The organism is Pectobacterium aquaticum, assembly GCF_003382565.3.
Lineage (GTDB): Bacteria > Pseudomonadota > Gammaproteobacteria > Enterobacterales > Enterobacteriaceae > Pectobacterium > Pectobacterium aquaticum.
In genome coordinates this window covers 2194522-2216718 of sequence record NZ_CP086253.1, presented here as the reverse complement: position 1 = coordinate 2216718, position 22197 = coordinate 2194522, and the positions used below count along the sequence as shown (strand labels likewise).

Sequence of the window (22197 nt, the reverse complement as noted above, 5' to 3'; positions counted from 1 at the left end):
AGTCTCTATTCCAACCACAGCAAGGCATCACCGGGGCTGACCGGTCGCCCCGGCTGGCAGCCGATGCGTTTCACCCGACCAGACTGCGGCGCGCTAATCGTCAGCTCCATCTTCATGGCTTCGACGATAATCAGCGGTTGTCCGGCTTCGATAACATCCCCCACGTTCACCAGCACTTTCCAGATGTTGCCGTTCATATCCGCACTGACCTGAAACGCGTCTTCGTCGTTCTCTACAGGAGCGGCAGAAACCACTTCCTGCGGCGTGCTGTCATCTTCCTGCTGCCACAGCGCCACTTCCGTTTCAAACGCCGTGGCCTGACGCTTACGGAACGCGGCAATATCGTCGGCCTGCTCCGTCAGAAAACGCGAGTGTTCAGCAAAATCAAACTCGGTTTCGTCGATGCGGATCGCCGCGCGTCCTTCGCGGAAGTCATCGCGCAGCGCCGTCAGTTCGGCTTCGCTGACCGGATAAAACCGCACCTGATCGAAGAAGCGCAGCAGCCACGGTTCACCCGCGATGAATTGATCGTTTTTGAGGAATTTGTTCCAGATAGGCAGCGTGCGCCCCACCAGTTGATAGCCGCCCGGCGAGTCCATGCCATAAATGCACATGTACATCCCGCCAATACCCACCGTACCTTCGGCAGTGAAGGTGCGCGCTGGGTTGTATTTGGAACTCAGCAGACGGTGGCGCGGATCGATCGGCACCGCACAGGGGGCACCGAGATAAACGTCACCTAATCCCAGAATCAGATAGCTGGCATCGAAAATAATGTCGCGCACGTCATCCCGGCGTGGTAACCCGTTAATGCGCTGAATGAAATCGACGTTATTCGGCAGCCAGGGCGCGCTGGCGCGTACCGTTTCGCGGTAGCGTTCCACCGCGCCGAGCGTGGCGCTGTCTTCAAACGCCATCGGTAAATAGACAATGCGCGACGGTACTTTCATCTGGCTTACGTCGCCAAGCTGACGTTCCAGATGAAGCAGCACGCCCAACAGCGCCCGCTGGCGGATAATTCGACTGTCGTAGCGCACTTGTAGCGAACGCACGCCGGGCGACAGTTCTTCTATTCCCGCCGTTTCTGAGGCGCGGATCGCCACCATCAGCAGATGAATACGCAGCCGCAACGCCAGATCCAGCACGTTATCGCCGTATTCGATCAGAACGTAGTTATCTCCCGCCTGACGATACACGGCGGCTGGCGTGGTCGCCGTAGCGGGTACCGTAGCCAGCACCGTGGCGGAGCCGAATGCCGTTGTCGCCAGCGAGGGAACGTCAAACGCAGGGGCATGAGCTGTACCCAGCGTAGAAACGCAGTCAGACTGCGCCTTTTCCAGCGCCAGCGCTTCATCCGCGCTGATCGGGTGGAAACGAATACGATCGCCCGGCTTAACCTGACCAACTTTCCACAGCTCCGCTTTGGCAATGGTGACCGGACAAACAAACCCGCCCAGACTCGGCCCGTCCCGCGTGAGGATCACCGGAAAGTCACCGGTAAAATTCACGGCGCCGATGGCGTATTCACAGTCGTGAACGTTGGAAGGATGGAGACCCGCCTCGCCGCCGTTCGCCCGCGTCCAGCTTGGCTTTGGCCCCACCAGACGCACGCCGAGTCGGTTCGAGTTGTAATGCACCTGCCATTCCGCCGCGAAAAATTCATCAATCGCCGCGTGGGTAAAGAAATCCGGCGCGCCGTGCGGGCCGTAGAGCACGCCAATGCGCCATTCGTTGCCATACTGCGGAATCAGCGCGGCGTCCACGGCCTGCGGTGCACTCACGGGCGCGGGTGTGGTGCAGGCGGGCAAGTCGGGTTGAGAAATCGCCAGCATATCTGCCACGCGCAGCGTTCGTCCGGCGTGGCCGCCAAATTCCCCGAGCGCGAAGGTCGAACGACTGCCGAGATACTGCGGCACATCAATACCGTTACGCACCGCCAGATAGGTGCGACAGCCGGACTGCGCGCGCCCCAGCGTCAGCGTTTGTCCGGCCTTTACCGTCAGCGGCTGCCAGTATGGCACCATTTCGCCATCCAGCGTCGCCGGACAATCAGCCCCCGTCAGCGCAATCACCGCCTCGTGGTGGAAACGCAGCGTCGGGCCTTGCAACGTAAACTCCAGCCCTGCCGCAGCTTCATCGTTGCCGACGATACGGTTTGCCAGACGGAATGCGAAGTCGTCCATCGGGCCAGACGGCGGCACGCCGATATCCCAATAGCCGAGGCGTCCGGGATAGTCCTGCACGCTGCTCCAGGTACCGGGCTGAATCACTTCAATCACCGAGGCAGATGGCGTAAAACTGTCGAGCATCCGCGTCCACACGGTTCCATTACGGAACGCATCGGTAGCGATAATCTGGCGCAGGTAATCAAGGTTAGTGGCAATACCGTGCAAACGCGTGGCATTCAACGCTTGTTGCATCTTCTCCAGCGCCAGTTCACGGGTTTCCGCGTGAACGATCAGCTTGGCGATCATCGGATCGTAATACGCCGACACCTCGGTGCCGGTGCTCACCCAGCCATCAACCCGCACGTCATCGGGAAACGCGACTTCGGTCAGCACGCCGGGGCTAGGCTGAAAGTTTTTCAGCGGATCTTCCGCATAAATACGCACCTCAATCGCGGCGCCATGCGGAGCCTGCATCAGTTGCGCCCAGTCCAATGGTTCATCCGCCGCGACACGCAGCATACATTCGACCAAATCCAGCCCGGTGACGCACTCCGTCACCGGATGTTCAACCTGTAAACGGGTATTCACTTCGAGGAAAAAGAACGCATCGCGCTCGGCGTCGTAGATATATTCCACCGTTCCCGCGCTGCGATATCTGACCAGTTCGCCCAGCTTCACGGCGGAGGCCAGCAGCGCCGCGCGCGTGGCGGCTGGCAAATGCGGCGCGGGTGTTTCTTCCACGACCTTCTGGTTGCGCCGCTGCAATGAGCAGTCGCGTTCGCCCAGCGCGACCACGCGACCTTTACCATCGCCAAAAATCTGCACTTCGACGTGACGCGCCCGATCGATACAGCGTTCGATGAAAACACCTGCATCGCTGAAGAACTGTTCGCCCAAACGACGTACGCTCTCCCACGCCGCGCGTAACGCCACCGCATCCGCGCAGCGCGTCAGACCAATGCCGCCACCTCCGGCAGTGCTTTTGAGCATTATCGGATAGCCGATGTCTTCGGCGGCGGCCAACGCGTCCTCCAACGAGGCCAGCAGCGGCGTTCCCGGCGTCATCGGCACACCAGCGGCAGCGGCTAATTCACGGGCACGGTGCTTCAAGCCAAATTCACCAATTTGCTGCGCGGTTGGCCCGACAAACGCGATGCCCGCCTTTTCACAGGCGGCGGCAAACGGCAAGCTCTCTGACAGAAAGCCGTAGCCCGGCCAGATCGCTTCTGCTCCCGTTTGCTGCGCGGCGGCAAGCACTTTATCGATACACAGATAGCTGTCGCTGGCCTTCTCGCCGCCAATCGGTATGGCGATGTCTGCGTCTTTCACATGCTGCGCGTTTTTATCCGCATCGGAATACATCGCCACGCTGGTTATTCCCAGACGTTTCAGCGTGCGTATGGCGCGACAGGCAATTTCGCCGCGGTTAGCGATCAGCACGGTCTTAAACATGGGATACCTCCTGACGGGCAAGCCAGTGACGCCAGCCGCCGAATTCGGTGATATCCACGGCATCGCTCAGCGCAGCCGGTTCGCAGATAAAGCCTTTCACCTGTCGCCCGTCGAGTAACGTCAGCGTACCCATGCCTAACGGCGCGGGAATTTCTGCGACAAATTCACCAAAGCGCGCCAGCGGGATGTCCCACAGTTCGACGATAATCGCTGCACCGTCGGTGCTTTTCGCTAAACCGGGCTTGGCCGGTTGCGTATTCGCCAGCGCATAAAGGCGATAGTTTTCCGCCGTGTGCGTCTCTTCCACCCGCACCGCATCGCGGCGGGTCAGTTGATGGTTCAGCGGCATGCCCGTCAGGTGCGCACCGACAACGGCAAGGCGGACGTGCAATGCCGAAGGCGGCAAGGTAACCGCTCCCGCAGGCAGCGCTTTTCCCGTTGCGCCCAGCGTGAGCGCCAACTGAGCCTGCCAGCGCAGACCAAAACTCGCCAATGCACGGTCATGCCAGGCGGGCGCAATCAGCGTGATACCCGCTGGCAAACCATCGGTACGGAAAGGTGCTGGCAGCGCCAGCGCCGAAAGATCGGCCAGATTGGTAAAATTGGTGTAGGTACCTAACTGGGAGTTGTAGCGCACAGGTTCCTGCTTCATCGCCTCACGCGTGTGGATCGTCGGCGAGGTCGGCACGACTAACGCATCGAACGACGCCAGCGTTTGCTGAATCTGTCGCGCCAGTTCGGCACGCAGGTACTCCGCTTTAAAGGCCTCTACCGCGCTGAAACGCTCGCCGCTCGCCACAATGCCGTGCACCACTGGGTCCATGTTTTCTGGCTGCTGTAGCATGTCGCCCACCGCAACCGTGCGTTCTGCCACCCAGGGGCCTTGATAAAGCTGATCGGCTAATTGCGTGAAAATGCTGAAATCGATGGGATGCAGCGTCGCGCCCGTCGCTTCTAATTCGACCAGCGCCTGCTGCCATGCCGCCTGTGCGACAGCGTCAGCAAAAAAGGTCGGATCGCTGGGGATAGCAAAGCGCGGCTTCGCTGGCAGCGCAGCCGGTGACCGCCCCGGATGACAGCGCGAGTAGGCATCCGTCTCATCGTACCCGCCAGCCAGTTCGGCGACGGTAAACGCATCCTCGACGGTCAGTGCAAACACGGAAATCGTGTCATTCAGGCGACAGGCCGGTACGACACCGCTTGCCGATAGCCACCCTTTCGTCGGCTTCAGGCCGACAATATTGTTAAACCCAGCGGGAACGCGCCCCGACCCGGCAGTATCCGTTCCCAGCGAAAAAGCAACCAGCCCGCGCGCCAGCACTGAAGCCGAGCCCGAACTGGAACCCCCGCTGATGTATTCACCATTAAAGGTATTCGGCACCGCACCAAACGGCGAGCGCGTGCCGACCAAACCGGTCGCAAACTGATCGAGGTTGGTTTTGCCTACGACAATCGCCCCCGCCGCTTTCAGTTTGGCAACGGCAGTCGCATCCTTATCAGCCAGATAGGTAAAGGCCGGACACGCCGCGCTCGTCGGTAAGCCCGCGACATCAATATTGTCTTTGACGGCAAAGGGAACGCCGAACAGCGGTAGTGCGTCTGGGTTTTCACGATACTGAGGCAATAACGCCGCGATCTGCGCCTGAAGGTGCTCAGGTGTCGCCAGCGCGATCCAGGCCGGATCGTCCGGCGACAAACTGGCGAGCAGCGCGCCTAGCGTCTCGCCCACGCGATCGGCCTGCTGTTGATAATGCTGTTTCCATTCCTGAAGCGTGAGTCCTGTCATTCTTGGCATGATGTGAATCCCATCTGGTATACAAGATTGAATTCACTAAAGCGAAAACCATGCCAGCTTTTACCCTATTGATTTTTATGAAATTAGATTGAAACGCTCAATTTTCATGCACAAAAAAGGAACAACCGTGCGCCATTGCGGAGCACGGTTGCTGTGGTTAATGCGCAGGGAAAGTGTTCGCTTAAACGATCTTCTTCGCGGTCTGCTGCGCCAGAATCGACAGTTCCGTCGCTTCCCATCGCCGCAAATCGCCTCTTTTTCATCTTCACTTCCGCCGATATCGTCATGCCGAACCATTACAATAAGGTGGAAACCGAGCGTGCTAAAGACAAAAGCCGTGTAATGCGTTAGAATTTTTCCTGTTTTTTAACATATCTACATCTTCCGCAACGCAACTAAAGATAACCATGAAAAGAAAACGTATCCTGATCCCCCTCCTCATTCTGATCCTGTTTGTACTCTATCTGAATCACGATGCGCTGAATCCTTTTGCGCCGGACTGTAAAAACCTTCCGGCGAATCAACCCAAACCGGAAGAGTGTAAAAAGCCAGTGAAAGACGTTGCCCCCGGTTTTGAAATCTAAGCCTTCGAGATTTAAGCGTTGACATTGATGCTGACGCATCAGCGTGGTTTGATCGTTATTAGCTATTTATAGCGACTTATTCATTTTTATGGGAATCACTTTCCACAGATTATTTTCGGAATGATAGCGGAGATATAAGGGAAATTACAGGTTAACAGGTATTCAATCACTTATCATTATCATCACGAACATTCAAGAGATGCCTCTCCTTCTCTGACAACTATTTTTCCGTTACACCTATTTCTGACGCTGAAAATAATCAGACCAAATAATTTCAAAAAATTTCAAAAAGTAACCAAATATGTGATCAGTATAAATGAAACGATGTTTTCCTTCCACCATAATGCCACTCAACCTAATTATCAAGTTTACTTATAATTAGATGAACCCGTAAATGGCGTACATTTTTGGCATTCATTCATCAGCATCATTCATCACGATAGGTGAAATGTTCATTTGCCATGTCGTATATAAGGAGTCATCGATGCATTGATAGCAAGCTGATTTACCCAGGGAGAAAGCCCTGCCTGACATTATAAATGGCGTCATCATCATTCCTGGTGATTCTATTTTTACGCCCAAAAAATGACATCCACTGTCTGGTTTTAAAGATAGAGACTGCGCTCGTCAATAATATTATTTATTCATCAAAAAAGAGAAAGATAGAATGAAAGTATACACACGTAACCTACTCATCGTTTGTGCCGGATTCACGCCTTTCCTCACCCAGGCAGAAACCGACGGCAAAACCACTTTCCAATATGAACATAATTGGAAGACAGAAGACCGCCGCCACGCAGACTCCATTAAGCTCATTCATAAGAAAACCAACGGCTGGTCGTACGAAGTCAAATTCAGTACGTCAGCAGGCGGGAACAGCAACTACGACGTTGCCTATGATGACATGCAGGGCGGCTCTGGCGGCATGGTGATCGGTAAAGACTTCAAGTTAAGCAAGGCCGCCACCTTAACGCCTAGCTTTGAATTCTCCATCGGCAATGCCACCATGATGTATCAACCGGGGTTGAAATATAACTACCGCATTAACAGCGACTGGTCTACTTATGGCCGCTACCGCTATGAATATAAAAAGCCCTCTCGCAGCTCACGCTATTCAACCATTTCCACCTCTGACAAATATGGTTACGCAGGGGAATCTTATTTATCAAAATCCGACACCGGACGCCATCGTCTGGATGCAGGGGTAACGTATTCTGGTTTGGATAATATTAATCTGACTTACGTCTTTAACTACTACATCGGCGATAACACCACAAAATCGTATAAATATAGCAAGGGTGAATTCACGGAAAGAGAATACGCGGTTTACGATAATGGGAAAACGGATTATGAACATCAGTTCAAAGTTCAATATAAGTTAAACAAACAGCTAACTCCTTACATTGAGTATGATGATATTAGCCAATCCAGCACATCATCAAGCCGTCAGGGGAAAATCAAAATTGGTTTCAACTACGTTTTCTAAGAAACACAGAGTTTTATAAAGGAAATACGCCGTATTTCCTACCGTGTTGATGAAGAAAATGAATTCATGAATGAATTTTGTCTATCAGCGCACAGTTTTCATAATTAACGTTCAATATTAATGGTGCCCATAATGAAAAAACGCTACCTTGTGGCCGGTATTCTCTTTGCCCAAATTTATGCTATTTCCGCGTCAGCCTCTGATACCAAACTCAGCTATGAACATAGCTGGGGAACCATGAATCGCTATCACGGTGATGAAATTGGTATGCGGCATTTTATGGATAATGGCCTGTACGTTGGCGTTGAGTTGAATTTTTATAATAAGAATAAAGATCTGACCATCGATGATGTCGTCTCGAATTCTTATGCTTTTTATACCGGCTATGCCTACCGCTTAACGCCTGAATTAACCCTGACGCCTAATCTGGAAGCGCGCTTCTATTCCGGCGGCACCAGCGGTGAAGGCACGGTAGGCGACATCGGCGCTAGCCAGAGTTCCGGCGCCCGCTATACGCCAGGTTTGAAACTGACCTGGTCGGTGACTGATAAGACGGATCTTCATGCGCAATATCGCTACGACCTCAGAAAAATCACCCGCAGCAAACGTACCAGCACGGATGATGACACTCACCGTCACCGCTATGAAGCGGGCGTGGCCTACAAAGGTTTCGACAATTTCACGCTGGCGTACACCGCTTACTACTATCACGCGGATTACGTGCTGCAAAACAACAAAAAGCATAACTACCAACAGGATTTCGACGTGGCTTACACCATCAACGACAACTGGACAGCCCACGTTGGCGTTGAAGATGTCGCCAGCGGGCGCGATGTGAAATCGCGTGAAGGGAAAGGAAAGGTCGGCTTCACCTATACGTTCTAACAACGGCTTACCTTTCTAACAGCAGCTTACTGCTATGCCATCTTTCTCGGGGATCCTGTTCATCAAGCGGGATCCTTTTATTACAAGCATGAATCATCACAGGTAAATAAAATGAAAAGATTTGCGCTGTCGCTCCTTGCGGGTCTGGTCGCTTTACAGGCCAGCGCCGCGACGCCTGACCGCCTCACCATCGTCAATCAGTATGTTGATAACGTGCTGACCAAAGCCGGCGACCACTATCACGGCCAGTCGCCTACGCCATTACTTGCTGATGGTGTCGATCCTCGCACAGGCAAACAGATGGAGTGGATCTTCCCCGATGGTCGTCAGGCCGTGCTCTCCAACTTCTCCGCGCAACAGAACCTAATGCGTGTGCTGATCGGGCTCAGTAACCTGAGCGGAAACCCCAGCTATAAGCAACGTGCCGAAGCGATAGTGAAGTATCACTTTCAGCACTATCAGGATGAGAGCGGCCTGCTGATTTGGGGCGGCCACCGTTTTGTGGATCTAAAAACGCTACAGCCGGAAGGACCGAGCGAAAAAGAGATGGTGCATGAGCTGAAAAATGCCTATCCCTACTACGATTTGATGTTCAGCGTCGATAAAGATGCAACCGCACGCTTTATTCGCGGTTTCTGGAATGCGCACGTTTATGACTGGAAGATCATGGAAACCAGTCGCCACGGTAAATACGGACAAAAAATGGGTGCGCTCTGGCAAAGCCAGTTTGAGCAACAGCCGCCCTTCTTCGCCACCAAAGGCCTCAGCTTCCTGAATGCGGGTAACGATCTGATCTATTCCGCCTCGCTGCTGTACAAATACAATAAAGAAGACGGCGCGCTGGTCTGGGCAAAACGTCTGGCACAGCAGTATGTGCTGCCGCGGGATAAAGCGACCGGGCTCGGCGTATATCAGTTTACGCAGGCGCTGAAGCGCGATGAAACGACTGACGATGCCGATACGCATTCCAAATACGGCGATCGCGCCCAGCGTCAGTTTGGCCCAGAGTTCGGCCCCACTGCGCTGGAAGGCAATATGATGCTGAAAGGACGCACCAGCACAATCTATTCCGAAAATGCGCTCATGCAGCTGCAGTTGGGTAAAGATTTAGGCGCGGAAGGCAAAGAACTTCTGACGTGGACAACCGATGGCCTGAAAGCCTTTGCCAAATATGCCTATAACGAGTCGGATAACACATTCCGTCCGATGCTGGCTAACGGCAAAGATCTCTCCAACTACGTTCTGCCGCGTGACGGTTACTACGGCAAAAAAGGCACCGTGATCAAGCCTTATCCTGCGGACAATTCATTCCTGCTTTCCTATGCTCGCGCCTATACCGTGTTACCGGACGCCGAGCTGTGGCGTGTTGCACGCGGCATTGCTCGCGCACAGGGACTGGGTGAATTAGGTTCAGCACCGGGTAAAGAGGTTAAAGTGGACCTCGCCACCAAGAACAACGATCCTTACGCCCTGTTCGCGCTGCTGGATCTGTATCAGGCTAGCAAAGTGAAAGACTATCTGTCGCTGGCGGAAAAAGTGGGCGATAACATTATCAGCACACGTTATCAAAACGGCTTCTTTATGGCCGAGCCCAACAGACAATATGCCGATGTCGATACCATCGAGCCTTATGCCCTGTTAGCGTTGGAAGCTGCGGTGCGCAATCAGCCACAGTCCGTTGCGCCGTTCCTGAATGGTGCCGGCTTCACCGAAGGCGGCTACCGTATGGAAGATGGCTCAACTCGCGTGTCCACTCGCGATAACGAGATCTTCCTGTTGAACGTTGGCGAAACCTTGAAGCCCAACAACAAGAAATAAGCGTTACTCCTCAACACGCCAATGGTGGTTCGCTGCCATTGGCAATCCCCTCTTGTGATCTTGCTCAATTATTCACAGAACAAGGCCGCCATTCTCGGGTGTGATTCTTAATCGCGTGGTGTTTAATCGAGAAGTGCTTAACATGTGGAGCTTACAGAACGTAATGCCGGCCACGATGAACGTGACCAGCATGGAGTAACGCAATAATCTCAAGCGTTAGTTAACCAAAGGCACTTCCGGGTGCACACCAAGCCATCCCGGCGTGGGTTCGCCTTTCGCTTCCCCCACATACAAACTCAGCTGTGAGCGAAAACGTTCTACCGCACCGCGATCGTACATGAAATCAGCAAATTCCTGCGGACGAGTGTTACGGTATTCCCAGATATGTTTGTAACCCACTGGCGGCTCAACGTCGGTACGCACCGACCACATACGCGAGACCTGAGTCTGCGTTTGCGGATCCAGCACCCAGCTCAGGTACAGCTTGGCGCTTTCCGGGTGTTTAGCCTGTTTGAAGATAGCGGCACGTTGCGCCCAGGAAACAAAAGGATCGGACTTCGGCAGAACAAAGCGGGTCACAGCATCTGCTGCTGGCACAAGCGCACCGGAACTGGTAAAGGTCGCGCTGTATTTTCCTGTCGCGATCTCAGCACCGGGTACGTTGGTACCGCGCACGTAGACGGGATCCTGCTCCTGCAATTTTTTAACAAAATCCCAGCCGTATTTATCCACGGCCAGCTTGTACCAGAACAGCACCGCATCGTCGTCGTTCGGATAAGCCAGAATCAAATTGCCTCTCAGGCTGGGACGAAGGTAATCATTAACCTCGCGCGGCCAGGATTTTTCATCCAGAAGCTGAGTGTTGACCAAATTACTGAATGCGATGACATAGGCACCGGTCCAGGCACCATCTGCATCACGGAATTCTGGGTAAATTTTGTCCCAGCCACGCGCTTTGTAATTCAGCAGCACACCTTCTTTTTTCCAGCGAGGGAAATTCTGCACCGTTTGCAGTTGCACAACATCAGGAATCAGGGTGCCGGTAGCCAGTTGGTTATCAATACGGGCATCATGGTATTTGCTGTAATCGACAATCACATTCAGCTTCATGCCGGGAAAACGTGTCTCAAACGCCCGCTTGAAACCAGCCTGCTGTGACTGCACGTCACCGCCAGCATAGACAGTAACCGTACCGCCTTCTCTCAACGCACTCTGATAGATTTGATCCAGCGAGCGCGTCTCAATTTCGACGCCCGCCTGACTTTGCCCGACGCTGAGCCCAGCCATCATGGCCAGCATCAGCACTGTTTTCTTCAGGTACTTCCCAGTGTATTGCATTGTGATTTCCTTCACTTAATGAATAAAACCCGTACCGACAAACGACAACGATCAGCCGTTAAAACGGCAACGGTCTAACTAGCGGATCGCAAGTCAGCGACGCGCAGGATCGGATCGACGAGATGGAATCGTCAAAAATAAAATTGGAATAAAAAGCGCATGGTCCTTCATTAATATATTTCCCGCCCGAGGATAATCTCCCCGCTTCCATTAGGATAATTAGCATCGAGTTTACAGGATTAAATAAAAACACATACGAAGAAAAAGAGAACGATATAGTTAAAAATATTGAATAGACAAAATGAGATCACGCTTTCATGTGGGGACAGATGCAATATCAGAAAAAGATAGGATGGGATTATTTATCTTATGAAATGATTTCAATTTTAATGATATCACTTAATACCATACCAAAATGAGAATATTAGGATTGCAATTTATTTTTACACAGAGGGAAGAGCGGAACCGTTATGCGCCATATCAACGATTTGTTCTTTGACTCTCGGCTTCCGCGCTTCATAGGTGTAGGTCAACTGGAAAACACGTTTACATGACCGACACCGAAAGCGCTCGTGTTGTGAAGTACTACGACCATGGCGATAAATTTCATCTGAATGGCATCGGGGACAATGGACGGTAACGGTAGCCACAGAAAACCTCAAATACCCATAGGGTAACAGAAATTTCTATCGATTGAAGGCATTACCCTCAATATGTCAGGTAATATATAATTTTATAACAATGGGTTTGCGTTAAGTCGCGATAAAATATTTCCTTAACCAATAATTTTAGATTGGTTACACCTCGTCATACCCTACTTACCCTACTTACCCTACTGCGTATTTCATGATCTTTTCTTGTCGATTCTTCACCCGTGCGATACACACCCATAGCCTCGTTGATGCATCATATTGTATATTAACGCCTCATCGCCGCGGGTTGTTGCGGCGCGAACTCATGTTTATTTCATCACGTTGCGTGGCGCTTCTCTCTGGGGGAACAGTGAATTATCCAATTGGGCAGATCAATCACAGCTATCTGGGCTCCAGCGTTTATACCATGCTGCGTGAGGCGTTAATTACTGGCCAACTCAAACCGGATGATCGCCTGAGAATACGGGAGCTCGCCGCACAGGTTGGTACCAGCGTCACGCCGGTGCGAGATGCGATCCTGCAACTGGCGAAAGAACAGGCGCTGGTGCTCAAGACGCCGCGCGATATCCGCGTCCCTCAATTGACCGAGGCCCAGTTTATTGAGATCCGCACATTGCGGCTGGCGCTGGAAGGCACGGGTGCCGAGCTGGCTGCCGCGCACATTACGCCGAAGATGCTGGGGCAGATTGAAGAGAATATTCGCCAGAATCGTCTGGCGATCGACGAGAAAAATCTACGCGAAGCGCTGCGGTTAAATAGCGAATTTCATCTGTTTCTGGCGCAGGCGGCGCGTATGCCGCTGTTGACGCAATTTATCGGCAGCCTGTGGATGCGTACGGGCCCGCTAATTGCACAGGCCTATGCACATTTTTCCGTTCAGATGGCGATCGAACATCACGAAGAGGTCTTCGCGGCGCTCCAGCGGCGCGATGCCAGCGCCGCTCGACAGGCAATCCAATCCGATATTCTGGACGGCAGCGAAACGATGCTGGCTTTTATTGCTATTGATCAATAGCGTGCCGTGGCTCAACCCGCTAGCTCCGGTCATGCCACGGGCAAGCAAGAGGTCTCTCTCACTTTGGTTTTGTTTCATTTTTTTAAAAAAATGCTGCGTCTGGTTTTTAAAAAAAGGACAACGATGGCGTTACCTTAACTATTATTTCCGTCAGTTAGCTGTAACGCTAACTTTCCATGCAGGACAATATAGTTATTACATTCCATAAACCAGCATAAAATACTATTCTATTTGTAAATCAATGTAAATTGACGCTATCGCAAGTCCCCTGATGCCATTTTTAAATTTTAGTTTATCTCAACATAAATATTCTCTTTTCTTTGTCGATATAAGAATACCGCTCCTTGTCCCGGAGTAATTCAGAGGTACTTATGAGCATTAAATTTAAATTAATCTCAGTAATGTCATTAATGGCATTACTGCTTTTGGTTGTCTCTCTTATCGGGCTTTTTGGTATGAACAATACCAACCAGTCGATGAAAACGCTGTATCAGGATCGGCTGGTCGCTCTGGAGTATCTGGGCAATGTAACCAGACAGATGAACAACATGATGTTTGAAATCGCCAGCGTTGACCTCTCACAGCCGAACGACGTCAAGACGGGGTTGGAGCACATCAAAGAAGCACAAAAGATTTATGATGTGCAATGGGACTTGTACAGCAAAACCTATTTAACAGGCGATGAACAAACATTAGAGGAACAGTACGTTGTCTTATACAAGCAGTACAATGAAAAAGTTATCCTTCCCGCTATTCATGCAATACAAAAAAATGACAAAGACACGCTGGAATATATTATTAACCACACATTAAAAAGCGAATACGCCCCGCTACAGAAGATTGCCGACCAGTTGATTAAATTACAATCTGATGTGGGGCAAGCACTCTATTCTGAATCACAAAATAGTTTCAGTAATATATTACTTTCCGTAGTGATTACCCTTTTGGCGGGGATCGTTATCGTTGCCCTATCAGGCTGGCGATTGATTCTCTCGATTGCCGTACCGATAAAAAATGCCGTAGATTTAGCCAGAAAAGTGGCAAATGGCGATTTGACGCACCGCATCGAAATTACGTCGAACGATGAAATGGGACAGCTGCAAACTGCACTGCGAGAAATGGTGCTGAACCTAACCGATATCGTAGAGCGTGTACACAGCAACGCCGACATTATTGCAACCGCATCCAGCCAGATCAGCAGCGGTAATATCGATCTCTCCTCACGAACCGAGCAGCAGGCGAGTTCACTGGAAGAAACCGCGGCATCAATGGAACAAATGACGTCCTCGGTCAAACAGAACGCCACCCATGCCGCTCACGCCAGCCAGTTGGCAACCACCGCCTCACAGCGCGCTGTTGACGGCGGCAAGATGATGGGCGATGTGACATCAGCAATGCAGCAAATGGTGTCATCCGCAGAGAAAATCACCAATATCATCGGCGTGATCGATGGCATCGCGTTCCAGACCAATATCCTCGCGCTGAACGCCGCCGTGGAAGCCGCCCGTGCGGGCGAACAAGGCCGAGGCTTTGCGGTCGTCGCAGGCGAAGTCCGCACGCTGGCACAGCGCAGCGCCAACGCGGCGAAAGAGATCAAAGAACTGATCGGGACGTCCGTCGAACAGGCAAATCATGGACACCATGCCGTCATCGACGCGGGCAGCATGATTCAAAGCGTGGTGGAAGACATCAAACGCGTGGCATCGATCGTGACCGAAATCTCCACCGCCAGCAATGAACAAAGTCTGGGCATCGGGCAGATTAATATCGCGATTTCACAGATGGAAACGGTCACGCAACAAAACGCCGCGCTGGTGAACGAAGCCGCCGCGGCCGCCAGTTCGCTGTCCGAGCGTGCGGATGAACTCAGCCATGCCGTTGCAGCGTTCCGTATCTAATCCCCTTCCCTTTTGACGTCACCCGCGCGACTGATTATTCCCACGTGCGGGTGTCGATGATTGTTAACACGTCGCTCAACGTGGTTAAAAACACATCGGCGTGTTCTTCCTGAAACACCAGCGGCGGGCGGATTTTCAGCACGTTCGCCGCTGGCCCCGTTGCGCTGATCAGCACACCGCGCTGGCGCATGATATTCACGACCTGCGACGCAAATTCACTTGCAGGCGCTTTACTTTCACAATCGCTGACCAGTTCTACGCCAATAAACAAACCGTAAGCCCGAATATCGCCAATCAGCGGGAAATCCTGCGCCAGTTGCTGTAGCCCTTGCCGCAGATAATCACCAACCCGCAGGGCATTTTGCTGCAACTGCTCTTCCCGAATCACTCGCAGCACCGCGTGCGCCGCCTGACAGGACACCGGATTGCCGCCGAACGTATTGAAATAGCGGACATCTCGCCCAAATGCATCGAACAGCGCGGAACGTCCAACCAATCCGGCGATAGGATGCCCGTTGCCCATCGGTTTCCCTAAACTCACCAGATCGGGGACAACACCGTGACGCGCAAAGCCCCACATTGATTCCCCCGTGCGCCCAAAACCCGGCTGTACTTCATCCGCGATAAACAGTCCGCCCGCCTGACGGATCAGCGCCGCCGCCTGCGCCAGTTCACCTTTCGGCGCGCAAAACACGCCATCGCTGGAAAAAATCGTATCCACTAGCAGCGCGGCAGGACGAATCCCCTCCTGCTGCATCTGCGCCAACGCTTCACGAATGCTGGTAAGAAATGCGCCGGGCTGACGATAGGTATCCGGTGCGTCAATCAGCTTCACATGGCGGCCACGCGCAACACCTTCCCCCAGCGACGGCGACAGCTCTGCCAGCGCGCTGGTCACGCCATGATATGCCCAGCGCGTCACCAACATGCCCGTTCCTCCCGTGGCATGTCGGGCAATGCGCAATGCCAGATCGTTGGCTTCACTGCCGGTACAGGTCAGCATCACGTTATTCAACTCAGCAGGAAACTCACTTAGCAGATCTTCTGCAAAATCGACAATTGCATGATGCAGATAACGCGTGTGGGTATTGAGCTGTGCGCTCTGTCGCGCCATCGCCTCAACCACTGCCGGATGGCAATGTCCGACCGAGGCCACATTGTTATACACATCCAGATAGCGTTTCCCCTGATGATCGACCAGCCACACCCCCTCACCGCGAACAACATGCAGGGGTTCTTCATAAAACAGACGGTAGCCGCTGCCCAATACTCGCTGACGGCGCGCCAGCAGCGCCTCTGTCGTGGTCATTTCAGGCGTGATTTCTCTCTGATTCATCGCGCGTTCTCCTGGCAAACCTGCTGTAGGCGAGTCACAAACTGGGTATGGGAATAGGTCGCGATGCGCTGCAAACTGTGCCAGCAGCGCGGCACATTACGCAGCAGATACGCCCGATTGTCGGGGTAACGTGATGCCCGCCATTGCGCAATCGTCAGAGTCAACGCCATGCGGGTCGCAACCAAATCCGGTAACAGCGCGATCTCCGCCGATGTCAGCGGTCTGTGCTGGTGATAGGCGGCAACAAACGGCACAACCTGTTCCAGCAGGTCCGCGCCATCGCCAATCTGGTACGCCAGCGCCGTCGCCACTTCGCAGATTAACGGGGCAAAGACAGCATCGCCAAAATCGATAATGCCGGTGACCCGCGTCGGCGACGAACCGTCTACCAGCACGTTATGCGGGTTCAGATCGTTATGAATGACCTGGCGGCGTAGCATCGCCAATTCGGGCGCGACATGGCTGTCATAACGGTCAAAAGTGCGCTGAAGATGCTGATACTGCTGTCGCTCAGGAACGAAATCGAGATAAGGACGCACCTGCTCTGCGCGGCTGATATCCCACAGTAGAGAACGGTTCGCCGCCGGATGCGTAAAGCCGTGAAGCGCGTTGTCTAACTGCGCCAGCGTGCCCCCCAGTTGCGGCATCAGTGCCGTTGAAGGCGAAGCCAGATAGTGCGGCATGCCTGCGAGATAGCTCACCAGTCGCACGCGCAGTAGTACGCCATCAATTTCAACGCACGTTTCTGGCAGACCCGCTGTTGTCGGCCTGATGCGCGGTACGGGCAATTCGGGTGCCTGCTGAGCAAGATGCAGTAGCAACGCGGTCTGAAAATCACTGACGTCGGCGGGCTCCGCCGCATTGATGACTTTCAGCATGTAGCGTTCATCGGGCGTGACCGTCAGGCAGAAATTGATATCGCGCTCGCCCTGAAGCAGCGCCATCTGCCCAGACAAGTCATATTCTTGCTGCGCGATAGCCAATGCCTGCTGACAGGAAACCTGCGGAGCCGCCTGCGTCATCAGATCATCGCCATGCGATGCAACGTCGGCAAAAACCGGCTGATTGGACGCCTCGGAGGGAAAAGTGGAAAAACGTGCCGTGCGTCGTCCGTCAGACATGCTGCCCTCCGTTAACGTGGATTTCCGCGCCGTTGACATAAGAAGCACCGGAGGTGCAGAGAAAATAGATCAGGCTTGCCACTTCTTCGGGTTTACCTAAACGCTGCATCGGCACCTGCCGTTCAATGATGTCGTCCGTCCCTGGTGACAGAATCGAGGTTTCAATTTCCCCCGGCGCAATCGCATTCACACGAACGCCGTGTGGGCCAAAATCAAAGGCCATTTCCCGCGTCAGCGCAGACAGCGCCGCTTTTGACGTGGCGTAAGCCACGCCGGCAAAGGGATGAACGCGCGATCCGGCAATCGAGGTCACATTAATCACGCAGCCCTGTGACGCTTTTAGCTCGTCGAACAAGCCGTTTGCCAGCAGTGCGCAGGAAAACAGATTGACGTTGAAGACCCGCAGCCAGGCCGCATAGTCCGTGTCACGCACGCCCAGCCGCTGCCCGTCGGCACCCTTTGGTGAAATTCCTGCGTTATCGACCAGTGCATCCAGCCGCCCGCCCAGCTTTTCCTTAATCAGCGGTAACGTCTGTTGCAGGCTGTCGATATCTTCCAAATCAAGATGAATGTGATTAAGCAACTTTTCCGCCCACGGGCACTCCTCCGCCCAGTTCTGGCGCGACGCGGTAAAGATCCGCCACCCCGCCGCGTGGAAATGCTTAACGGTGGCATGCCCGATTCCCCGGCTGGCACCGGTCAGCAAGAGTGTTTTTTGCACTGTCATACCGAATCTCCTGAGCCTTTGTACAATCATTTTTTACACAGCACACATCAAAATGGTGTTTGATGCATCATCAATTGGGTTTTAAAAAAAGCTGAAAAAAATTTCAGCGAAAACCGGTCTTTTCTCTTAACGAAGCGCACTCTTAAACACATTTTTATGCCGAATCAGAGAGCGTTTCGTGCGCTACAGTACTGTTATTTCATGCTACCTCGTAGCACGCGCCCGACGCAGGGCGGCTCACTCGCCGTCGCCCTGCGAACCCTGGCTTTTCGGCGCTAATTATGTCGCTGCGCGATGCCTTCGTCGGTATCAGGCTTAACGGACCGCTTGCGACACGTTCCCTACGTGGCGCAAGCTTTCGCGGCATCCATGCCGCTCATCCTAAGCCTGCTATCTCCTCAGCATAATTTCTTACGCCGGATAACAACCGAGCCGCTTACACTGGTTGTTTTTTGATGATGTTTGCCAGATTAGTTCCCACTCCGTAGCCGCTCCGAGCGGCGGCGTAAAATCTCCATCACGATCAGCAGGATAAGCGCAGCACCGACCATCATGGTGGCGGCGGCGGCTATCGTCGGGTCGAGGTTTTCGCGGATACCCGCAAACATCTGTAGCGGCAGCGTGCGTTGGCGCGGGCTGGCAAGAAACAGCGTGACGATCACCTCATCAAACGAGGTCGCGAAAGCAAACAGCGCACCGGAGAACACGCCGGGGGCAATCAGCGGGAACGTGACCTTGCGAAAAGCCAGCAGCGGCGAAGCGCCCAGGCTGGCGGCGGCGCGCGTCAGGTTGTGATCGTAGTTCTTCAATACCGCCGTGACCGTAATCACCACGAACGGCACGCCGAGCATCGCATGGGCCAATACCAGCCCCAGATAGCTATTCAGCAGCGACAGTTTGGCGAAAAAGAAAAACATCCCTACGGCAACAATCACTACCGGCGCAATCATCGGTGAAATCAGTACCGCCATTACCAGTGACTTCCCGCGAAATTCACCACGCACCAGCCCGACGGAGGCCAGTACGCCGAGCACCGTCGCCAGCAGCGTGGCAAGCGGCGCAATCAGCAGGCTGTTGCCCAACGCGCCCAGCCACTCGCTGGAGTTAAAAAATTCGCGATACCAGCGCAGGGAAAATCCCGTCAACGGATAGCTCAGAAACGAACCGGCATTGAATGAGAGCGGCACAATCACCAGTACGGGCACGATTAAAAACAACAGCATCGCCGCCCCATAGAAATTAAAGAACGTGTTCCACAGACGGATCACCACTTCACCCTGCTGTCTCATTTGTTATCTCCCCAATATAAGGTGTGCTTAGTGCGCCGCGGCTTCCGCATTGGTGCGCGTGACACGGATGTACACGACATACAGCAGCGTCACGATGATCAGCAACTGCGTCCCTAGCGCGGCCGCCATTCCCCAGTTCATGGTGGTATTGGTGAAGAACGCGACAAAATAACTCAGCATCTGGTCACTCGGCCCGCCCAGCAGCGCAGGCGTAATGTAGTAGCCAATCGCCATCATAAAGACCAGCAGCGCCCCTGCCGTCACGCCCGCGTAGGTTTGCGGCACGTAAACCCGCCAGAAGGCGATAAACGGATGTGCACCCAGCGAAATCGCCGCGCGTACGTAGTTCGGGGAAATGCCTTTCATCACCGCGTACAGCGGTAAAATGAAGAACGGCAGCAAAATGTGGGTCATTGAGATGTAGACACCGATGCGGTTGAACACCAGTACCAGCGGCTCGTCGATCATGCCGATGTGCATCAGCGAACGGTTGATCAAGCCACCGGACTGCAACAGCACAATCCAGCTTGCCGTCCGCACAATCAGCGATGTCCAGAACGGCAACAGCACCAGAATCAGCAACAGGTTGGCGCGGTTAGAGGGCTGTTTCGCCAGCCAATAGGCCAGCGGGTATCCCAGCCCCACGCACAGCAGCGTCACCACACCCGCCATCAGCAGCGTACGCAGCAGCACATCGACATACAGCGCCTGATCGGCAGGCTGCGGGACAATCTGCTGCGTGGTGGCATCGACTTTGTGGTCAAACACCGCCAGCAGGTAATAGCTGGTGAAAGGCCGCGCCGCGCGATCGAACGTTTGCCAGGTCGCCAACTCGCCCCACATGGGCTGTTCGCGTATTAATTGAGCGCGTATGTCGCCGCTGCCCTCTGCGGGCAGCTTACGCAGTGTACGGGTAATCAGCGTACGGTATTCCGCCCCTTCATACCCTAACCGTTTAGTGATCGTGCTTAACTTACCGCTGCTGCGGGCATCGCGCAGATCGCTAACCAGCGCCCGAAAGACGGCTTCATCCGGTACAGCGTTGCCCGACCAAAGCCGCATCGCGGCAATGGTCTGTGGCATATTGTCACGCAATTCTGGGTTGGAGACGCTTTTCCCCAAAATCGAGGTGATTGGGAAGAGAAAACTCACCACGATAAACAGAAACAGCGGTGCAATCAGCAGCAGAGAGCGTTTTTTATAGGCTTTCTGCGCGAGCGACAGTTGCTGCTTCAAGGTCGAATTTTCTTCGTTTCCGCCAGACGCTACAGCGGCGACGACATCGCTTTGGGACATAGGCTCTTTCTCCATCATCACGTACGGTCACTCACTGCGGCGTTACTGCGCGGCCCAGGCATTAAAACGTTGCTCCAGCTCTTCGCCATGATCGATCCAAAACTCAGTATCGACTTGCAAGGCCTGTGCCAGATTATCCGGTGCGGTCGGCAGATTGGCGGCGACCGCTGGTGCCAGCAGGCTGGTGGTTTTGACGTGCGTTGGGCCATACGGGATGTTTTCGGCGAATACCTTCTGGTTTTCCGGTTGGTTGGCAAACGCGATAAACTGCTCCGCCAGTGCCTTGTGCTTGGAGCCTTTGACGATCGCCCAGCTATCCAGATCGTAAATACTGTCAGCCCAGACGATCTTGAAGTCATGCCCTTCTTTCTGCGCCGCCGAGACGCGGCCGTTATAGGCAGACGTCATCACCACATCGCCCGACACCAACCATTGCAGCGGCTGTGCACCGGATTCCCACCACTGGATATTCGATTTGATCTGATTCAATTTCTTAAAGGCGCGCTCGACACCTTCTGGCGTCGCCAACACCGTGTAGAGATCGTCACGCTTCACGCCATCGGCCAGCAGCGCGATTTCCAACGTAAATTTGGCACTTTTACGCAGCGCACGTTTGCCGGGGTAATCTTTCACATTCCAGAAGTCGGCCCAGCTTTTCGGTGCCTGTTTCAGCTTCTCTGCGTTGTAGGTCAGCACGGTAGACCACAGGAAAATCCCCGCACCGCACTCGGTCACCGCGCCTTTAACAAACTGAGATTGATCGCCCAGTTTTGACCAGTCCAGCGGTTCAAACAGCCCTTCGCTACAGCCTCGCATCAGTTCAGGGCCTTCGACTTCTACGACGTCCCAGCCTACCTGTCCGGTTTCCACCATCGCCCGGATACGCGCCATTTCACCGTTATACTCGCCGGCTTCCACCGTGCCTTTGCCCGCCGTAGCGAACGGTTTGTAAAATGCCTTATCCTGCGCATCCTTGTTTAACCCGCCGAATGAGATCACCGTGAAGGATTCCGCCTGCGCCTGACAGGCCATCGTCACCAGAAAAGCCGCGGCCGCCATTTTCTTCAGTACCGGACGGTTGAAGAGGCCTTTCGCTTTGGATGTGTTGTTGAGTTTGGACATCGTTTTGCTCCTGGAGTGTTAGCCAACGTAATAAGGTCAAATACGAACCACAATTTTTGTGCGCTGCATTTTTGATGCATCATGTATCATGATAATCACGCAAAAAAATATGAGCATAAATTGTGCCAATTCGAAAATTTTATTGATGTTTTACTATCGCGACGGCGGGAACGGTGAGGAGAAGCATCAGAGATACACAACCCCCCTCTACATC

At 53.5% G+C, this 22197-nt stretch carries 15 protein-coding genes and 2 pseudogenes; 7 read left to right on the top strand and 10 right to left on the bottom strand.

Annotated features, from left to right (window positions below; genetic code table 11):
• Positions 1-5: 5 nt before the first annotated feature.
• Positions 6-3620, bottom strand: coding sequence for an urea carboxylase (gene uca / locus DMB82_RS10175; protein ID WP_116162930.1), 3615 nt, complete (start codon positions 3618-3620; stop codon positions 6-8).
• Positions 3613-5415: an allophanate hydrolase gene (gene atzF / locus DMB82_RS10170; protein WP_116162928.1), complete on the bottom strand. Its 1803-nt coding sequence runs from the start codon at positions 5413-5415 to the stop codon at positions 3613-3615. Before atzF ends, uca begins: the two co-directional genes overlap by 8 nt.
• Positions 5416-5822: 407 nt before the next feature.
• Here atzF and DMB82_RS10165 point away from each other — a divergent pair, with 407 nt between their 5' ends.
• From DMB82_RS10165 to DMB82_RS10150, 4 genes are all read left to right on the top strand, one after another.
• Complete coding sequence (locus DMB82_RS10165) at positions 5823-5999, top strand: hypothetical protein (RefSeq protein ID WP_167469145.1); 177 nt, start codon at positions 5823-5825, stop codon at positions 5997-5999.
• A 667-nt stretch (positions 6000-6666) separates the two neighbouring features.
• A complete protein-coding gene (locus DMB82_RS10160; RefSeq protein WP_116162926.1) occupies positions 6667-7485 on the top strand; it encodes an oligogalacturonate-specific porin KdgM family protein in 819 nt (272 codons plus the stop codon).
• Between the two features lie 132 nt (positions 7486-7617).
• Positions 7618-8370 carry an oligogalacturonate-specific porin KdgM family protein gene (locus DMB82_RS10155; protein WP_116162924.1) on the top strand — a complete coding sequence of 251 codons (753 nt, stop codon included), beginning with the start codon at positions 7618-7620 and terminating at the stop codon, positions 8368-8370.
• A 111-nt stretch (positions 8371-8481) separates the two neighbouring features.
• Positions 8482-10188 carry a pectate lyase gene (locus DMB82_RS10150; RefSeq protein WP_116162922.1) on the top strand — a complete coding sequence of 569 codons (1707 nt, stop codon included), beginning with the start codon at positions 8482-8484 and terminating at the stop codon, positions 10186-10188.
• 216 nt (positions 10189-10404) lie between these two features.
• Here the strand turns inward: DMB82_RS10150 and DMB82_RS10145 are convergent, their stop codons facing one another.
• Both DMB82_RS10145 and DMB82_RS10140 read right to left on the bottom strand, forming a co-directional pair.
• Positions 10405-11526 carry an ABC transporter substrate-binding protein gene (locus DMB82_RS10145; protein ID WP_116155291.1) on the bottom strand — a complete coding sequence of 374 codons (1122 nt, stop codon included), beginning with the start codon at positions 11524-11526 and terminating at the stop codon, positions 10405-10407.
• A gap of 455 nt (positions 11527-11981) precedes the next feature.
• Positions 11982-12176 (bottom strand): annotated as a pseudogene (locus DMB82_RS10140) (IS1 family transposase); the annotation flags it as partial.
• A 352-nt stretch (positions 12177-12528) separates the two neighbouring features.
• On the opposite strand from DMB82_RS10140, the gene DMB82_RS10135 reads away from it, so the two are divergent.
• The 3 genes and pseudogenes from DMB82_RS10135 (at position 12529) to DMB82_RS20850 (ending at position 15092) form a co-directional block, all read left to right on the top strand.
• Entirely contained in the window at positions 12529-13194 is a 666-nt protein-coding gene (locus DMB82_RS10135; RefSeq protein WP_116155517.1) for a GntR family transcriptional regulator, read from the top strand.
• A gap of 371 nt (positions 13195-13565) precedes the next feature.
• Positions 13566-14270, top strand: a pseudogene (locus DMB82_RS20855) (Tar ligand binding domain-containing protein); the annotation flags it as partial.
• A 12-nt stretch (positions 14271-14282) separates the two neighbouring features.
• A complete protein-coding gene (locus tag DMB82_RS20850; RefSeq protein ID WP_478212266.1) occupies positions 14283-15092 on the top strand; it encodes a methyl-accepting chemotaxis protein in 810 nt (269 codons plus the stop codon).
• 34 nt (positions 15093-15126) lie between these two features.
• On the opposite strand, the gene DMB82_RS10125 is transcribed toward DMB82_RS20850, so the two are convergent.
• From DMB82_RS10125 to DMB82_RS10100, 6 genes are all read right to left on the bottom strand, one after another.
• Positions 15127-16428 carry an aspartate aminotransferase family protein gene (locus tag DMB82_RS10125; protein ID WP_116162916.1) on the bottom strand — a complete coding sequence of 434 codons (1302 nt, stop codon included), beginning with the start codon at positions 16426-16428 and terminating at the stop codon, positions 15127-15129.
• Positions 16425-17549, bottom strand: coding sequence for a phosphotransferase (locus DMB82_RS10120; protein WP_116162914.1), 1125 nt, complete (start codon positions 17547-17549; stop codon positions 16425-16427). Before DMB82_RS10120 ends, DMB82_RS10125 begins: the two co-directional genes overlap by 4 nt.
• Positions 17542-18276 (bottom strand): SDR family NAD(P)-dependent oxidoreductase, encoded by a 735-nt coding sequence (locus tag DMB82_RS10115; RefSeq protein ID WP_116162912.1) that lies wholly within the window; start codon positions 18274-18276, stop codon positions 17542-17544. The genes DMB82_RS10120 and DMB82_RS10115 overlap by 8 nt, the downstream gene beginning before the upstream one ends.
• Before the next feature lie 470 nt (positions 18277-18746).
• On the bottom strand, positions 18747-19565 hold the full coding sequence (locus DMB82_RS10110) for an ABC transporter permease (protein ID WP_039544793.1): 819 nt from the start codon (positions 19563-19565) through the stop codon (positions 18747-18749).
• A 27-nt stretch (positions 19566-19592) separates the two neighbouring features.
• Positions 19593-20861, bottom strand: a complete 1269-nt coding sequence (locus tag DMB82_RS10105; protein ID WP_102116462.1) for an ABC transporter permease — start codon at positions 20859-20861, stop codon at positions 19593-19595.
• A gap of 42 nt (positions 20862-20903) precedes the next feature.
• Positions 20904-21983: an ABC transporter substrate-binding protein gene (locus DMB82_RS10100; protein WP_116162910.1), complete on the bottom strand. Its 1080-nt coding sequence runs from the start codon at positions 21981-21983 to the stop codon at positions 20904-20906.
• Positions 21984-22197 lie beyond the last annotated feature (214 nt).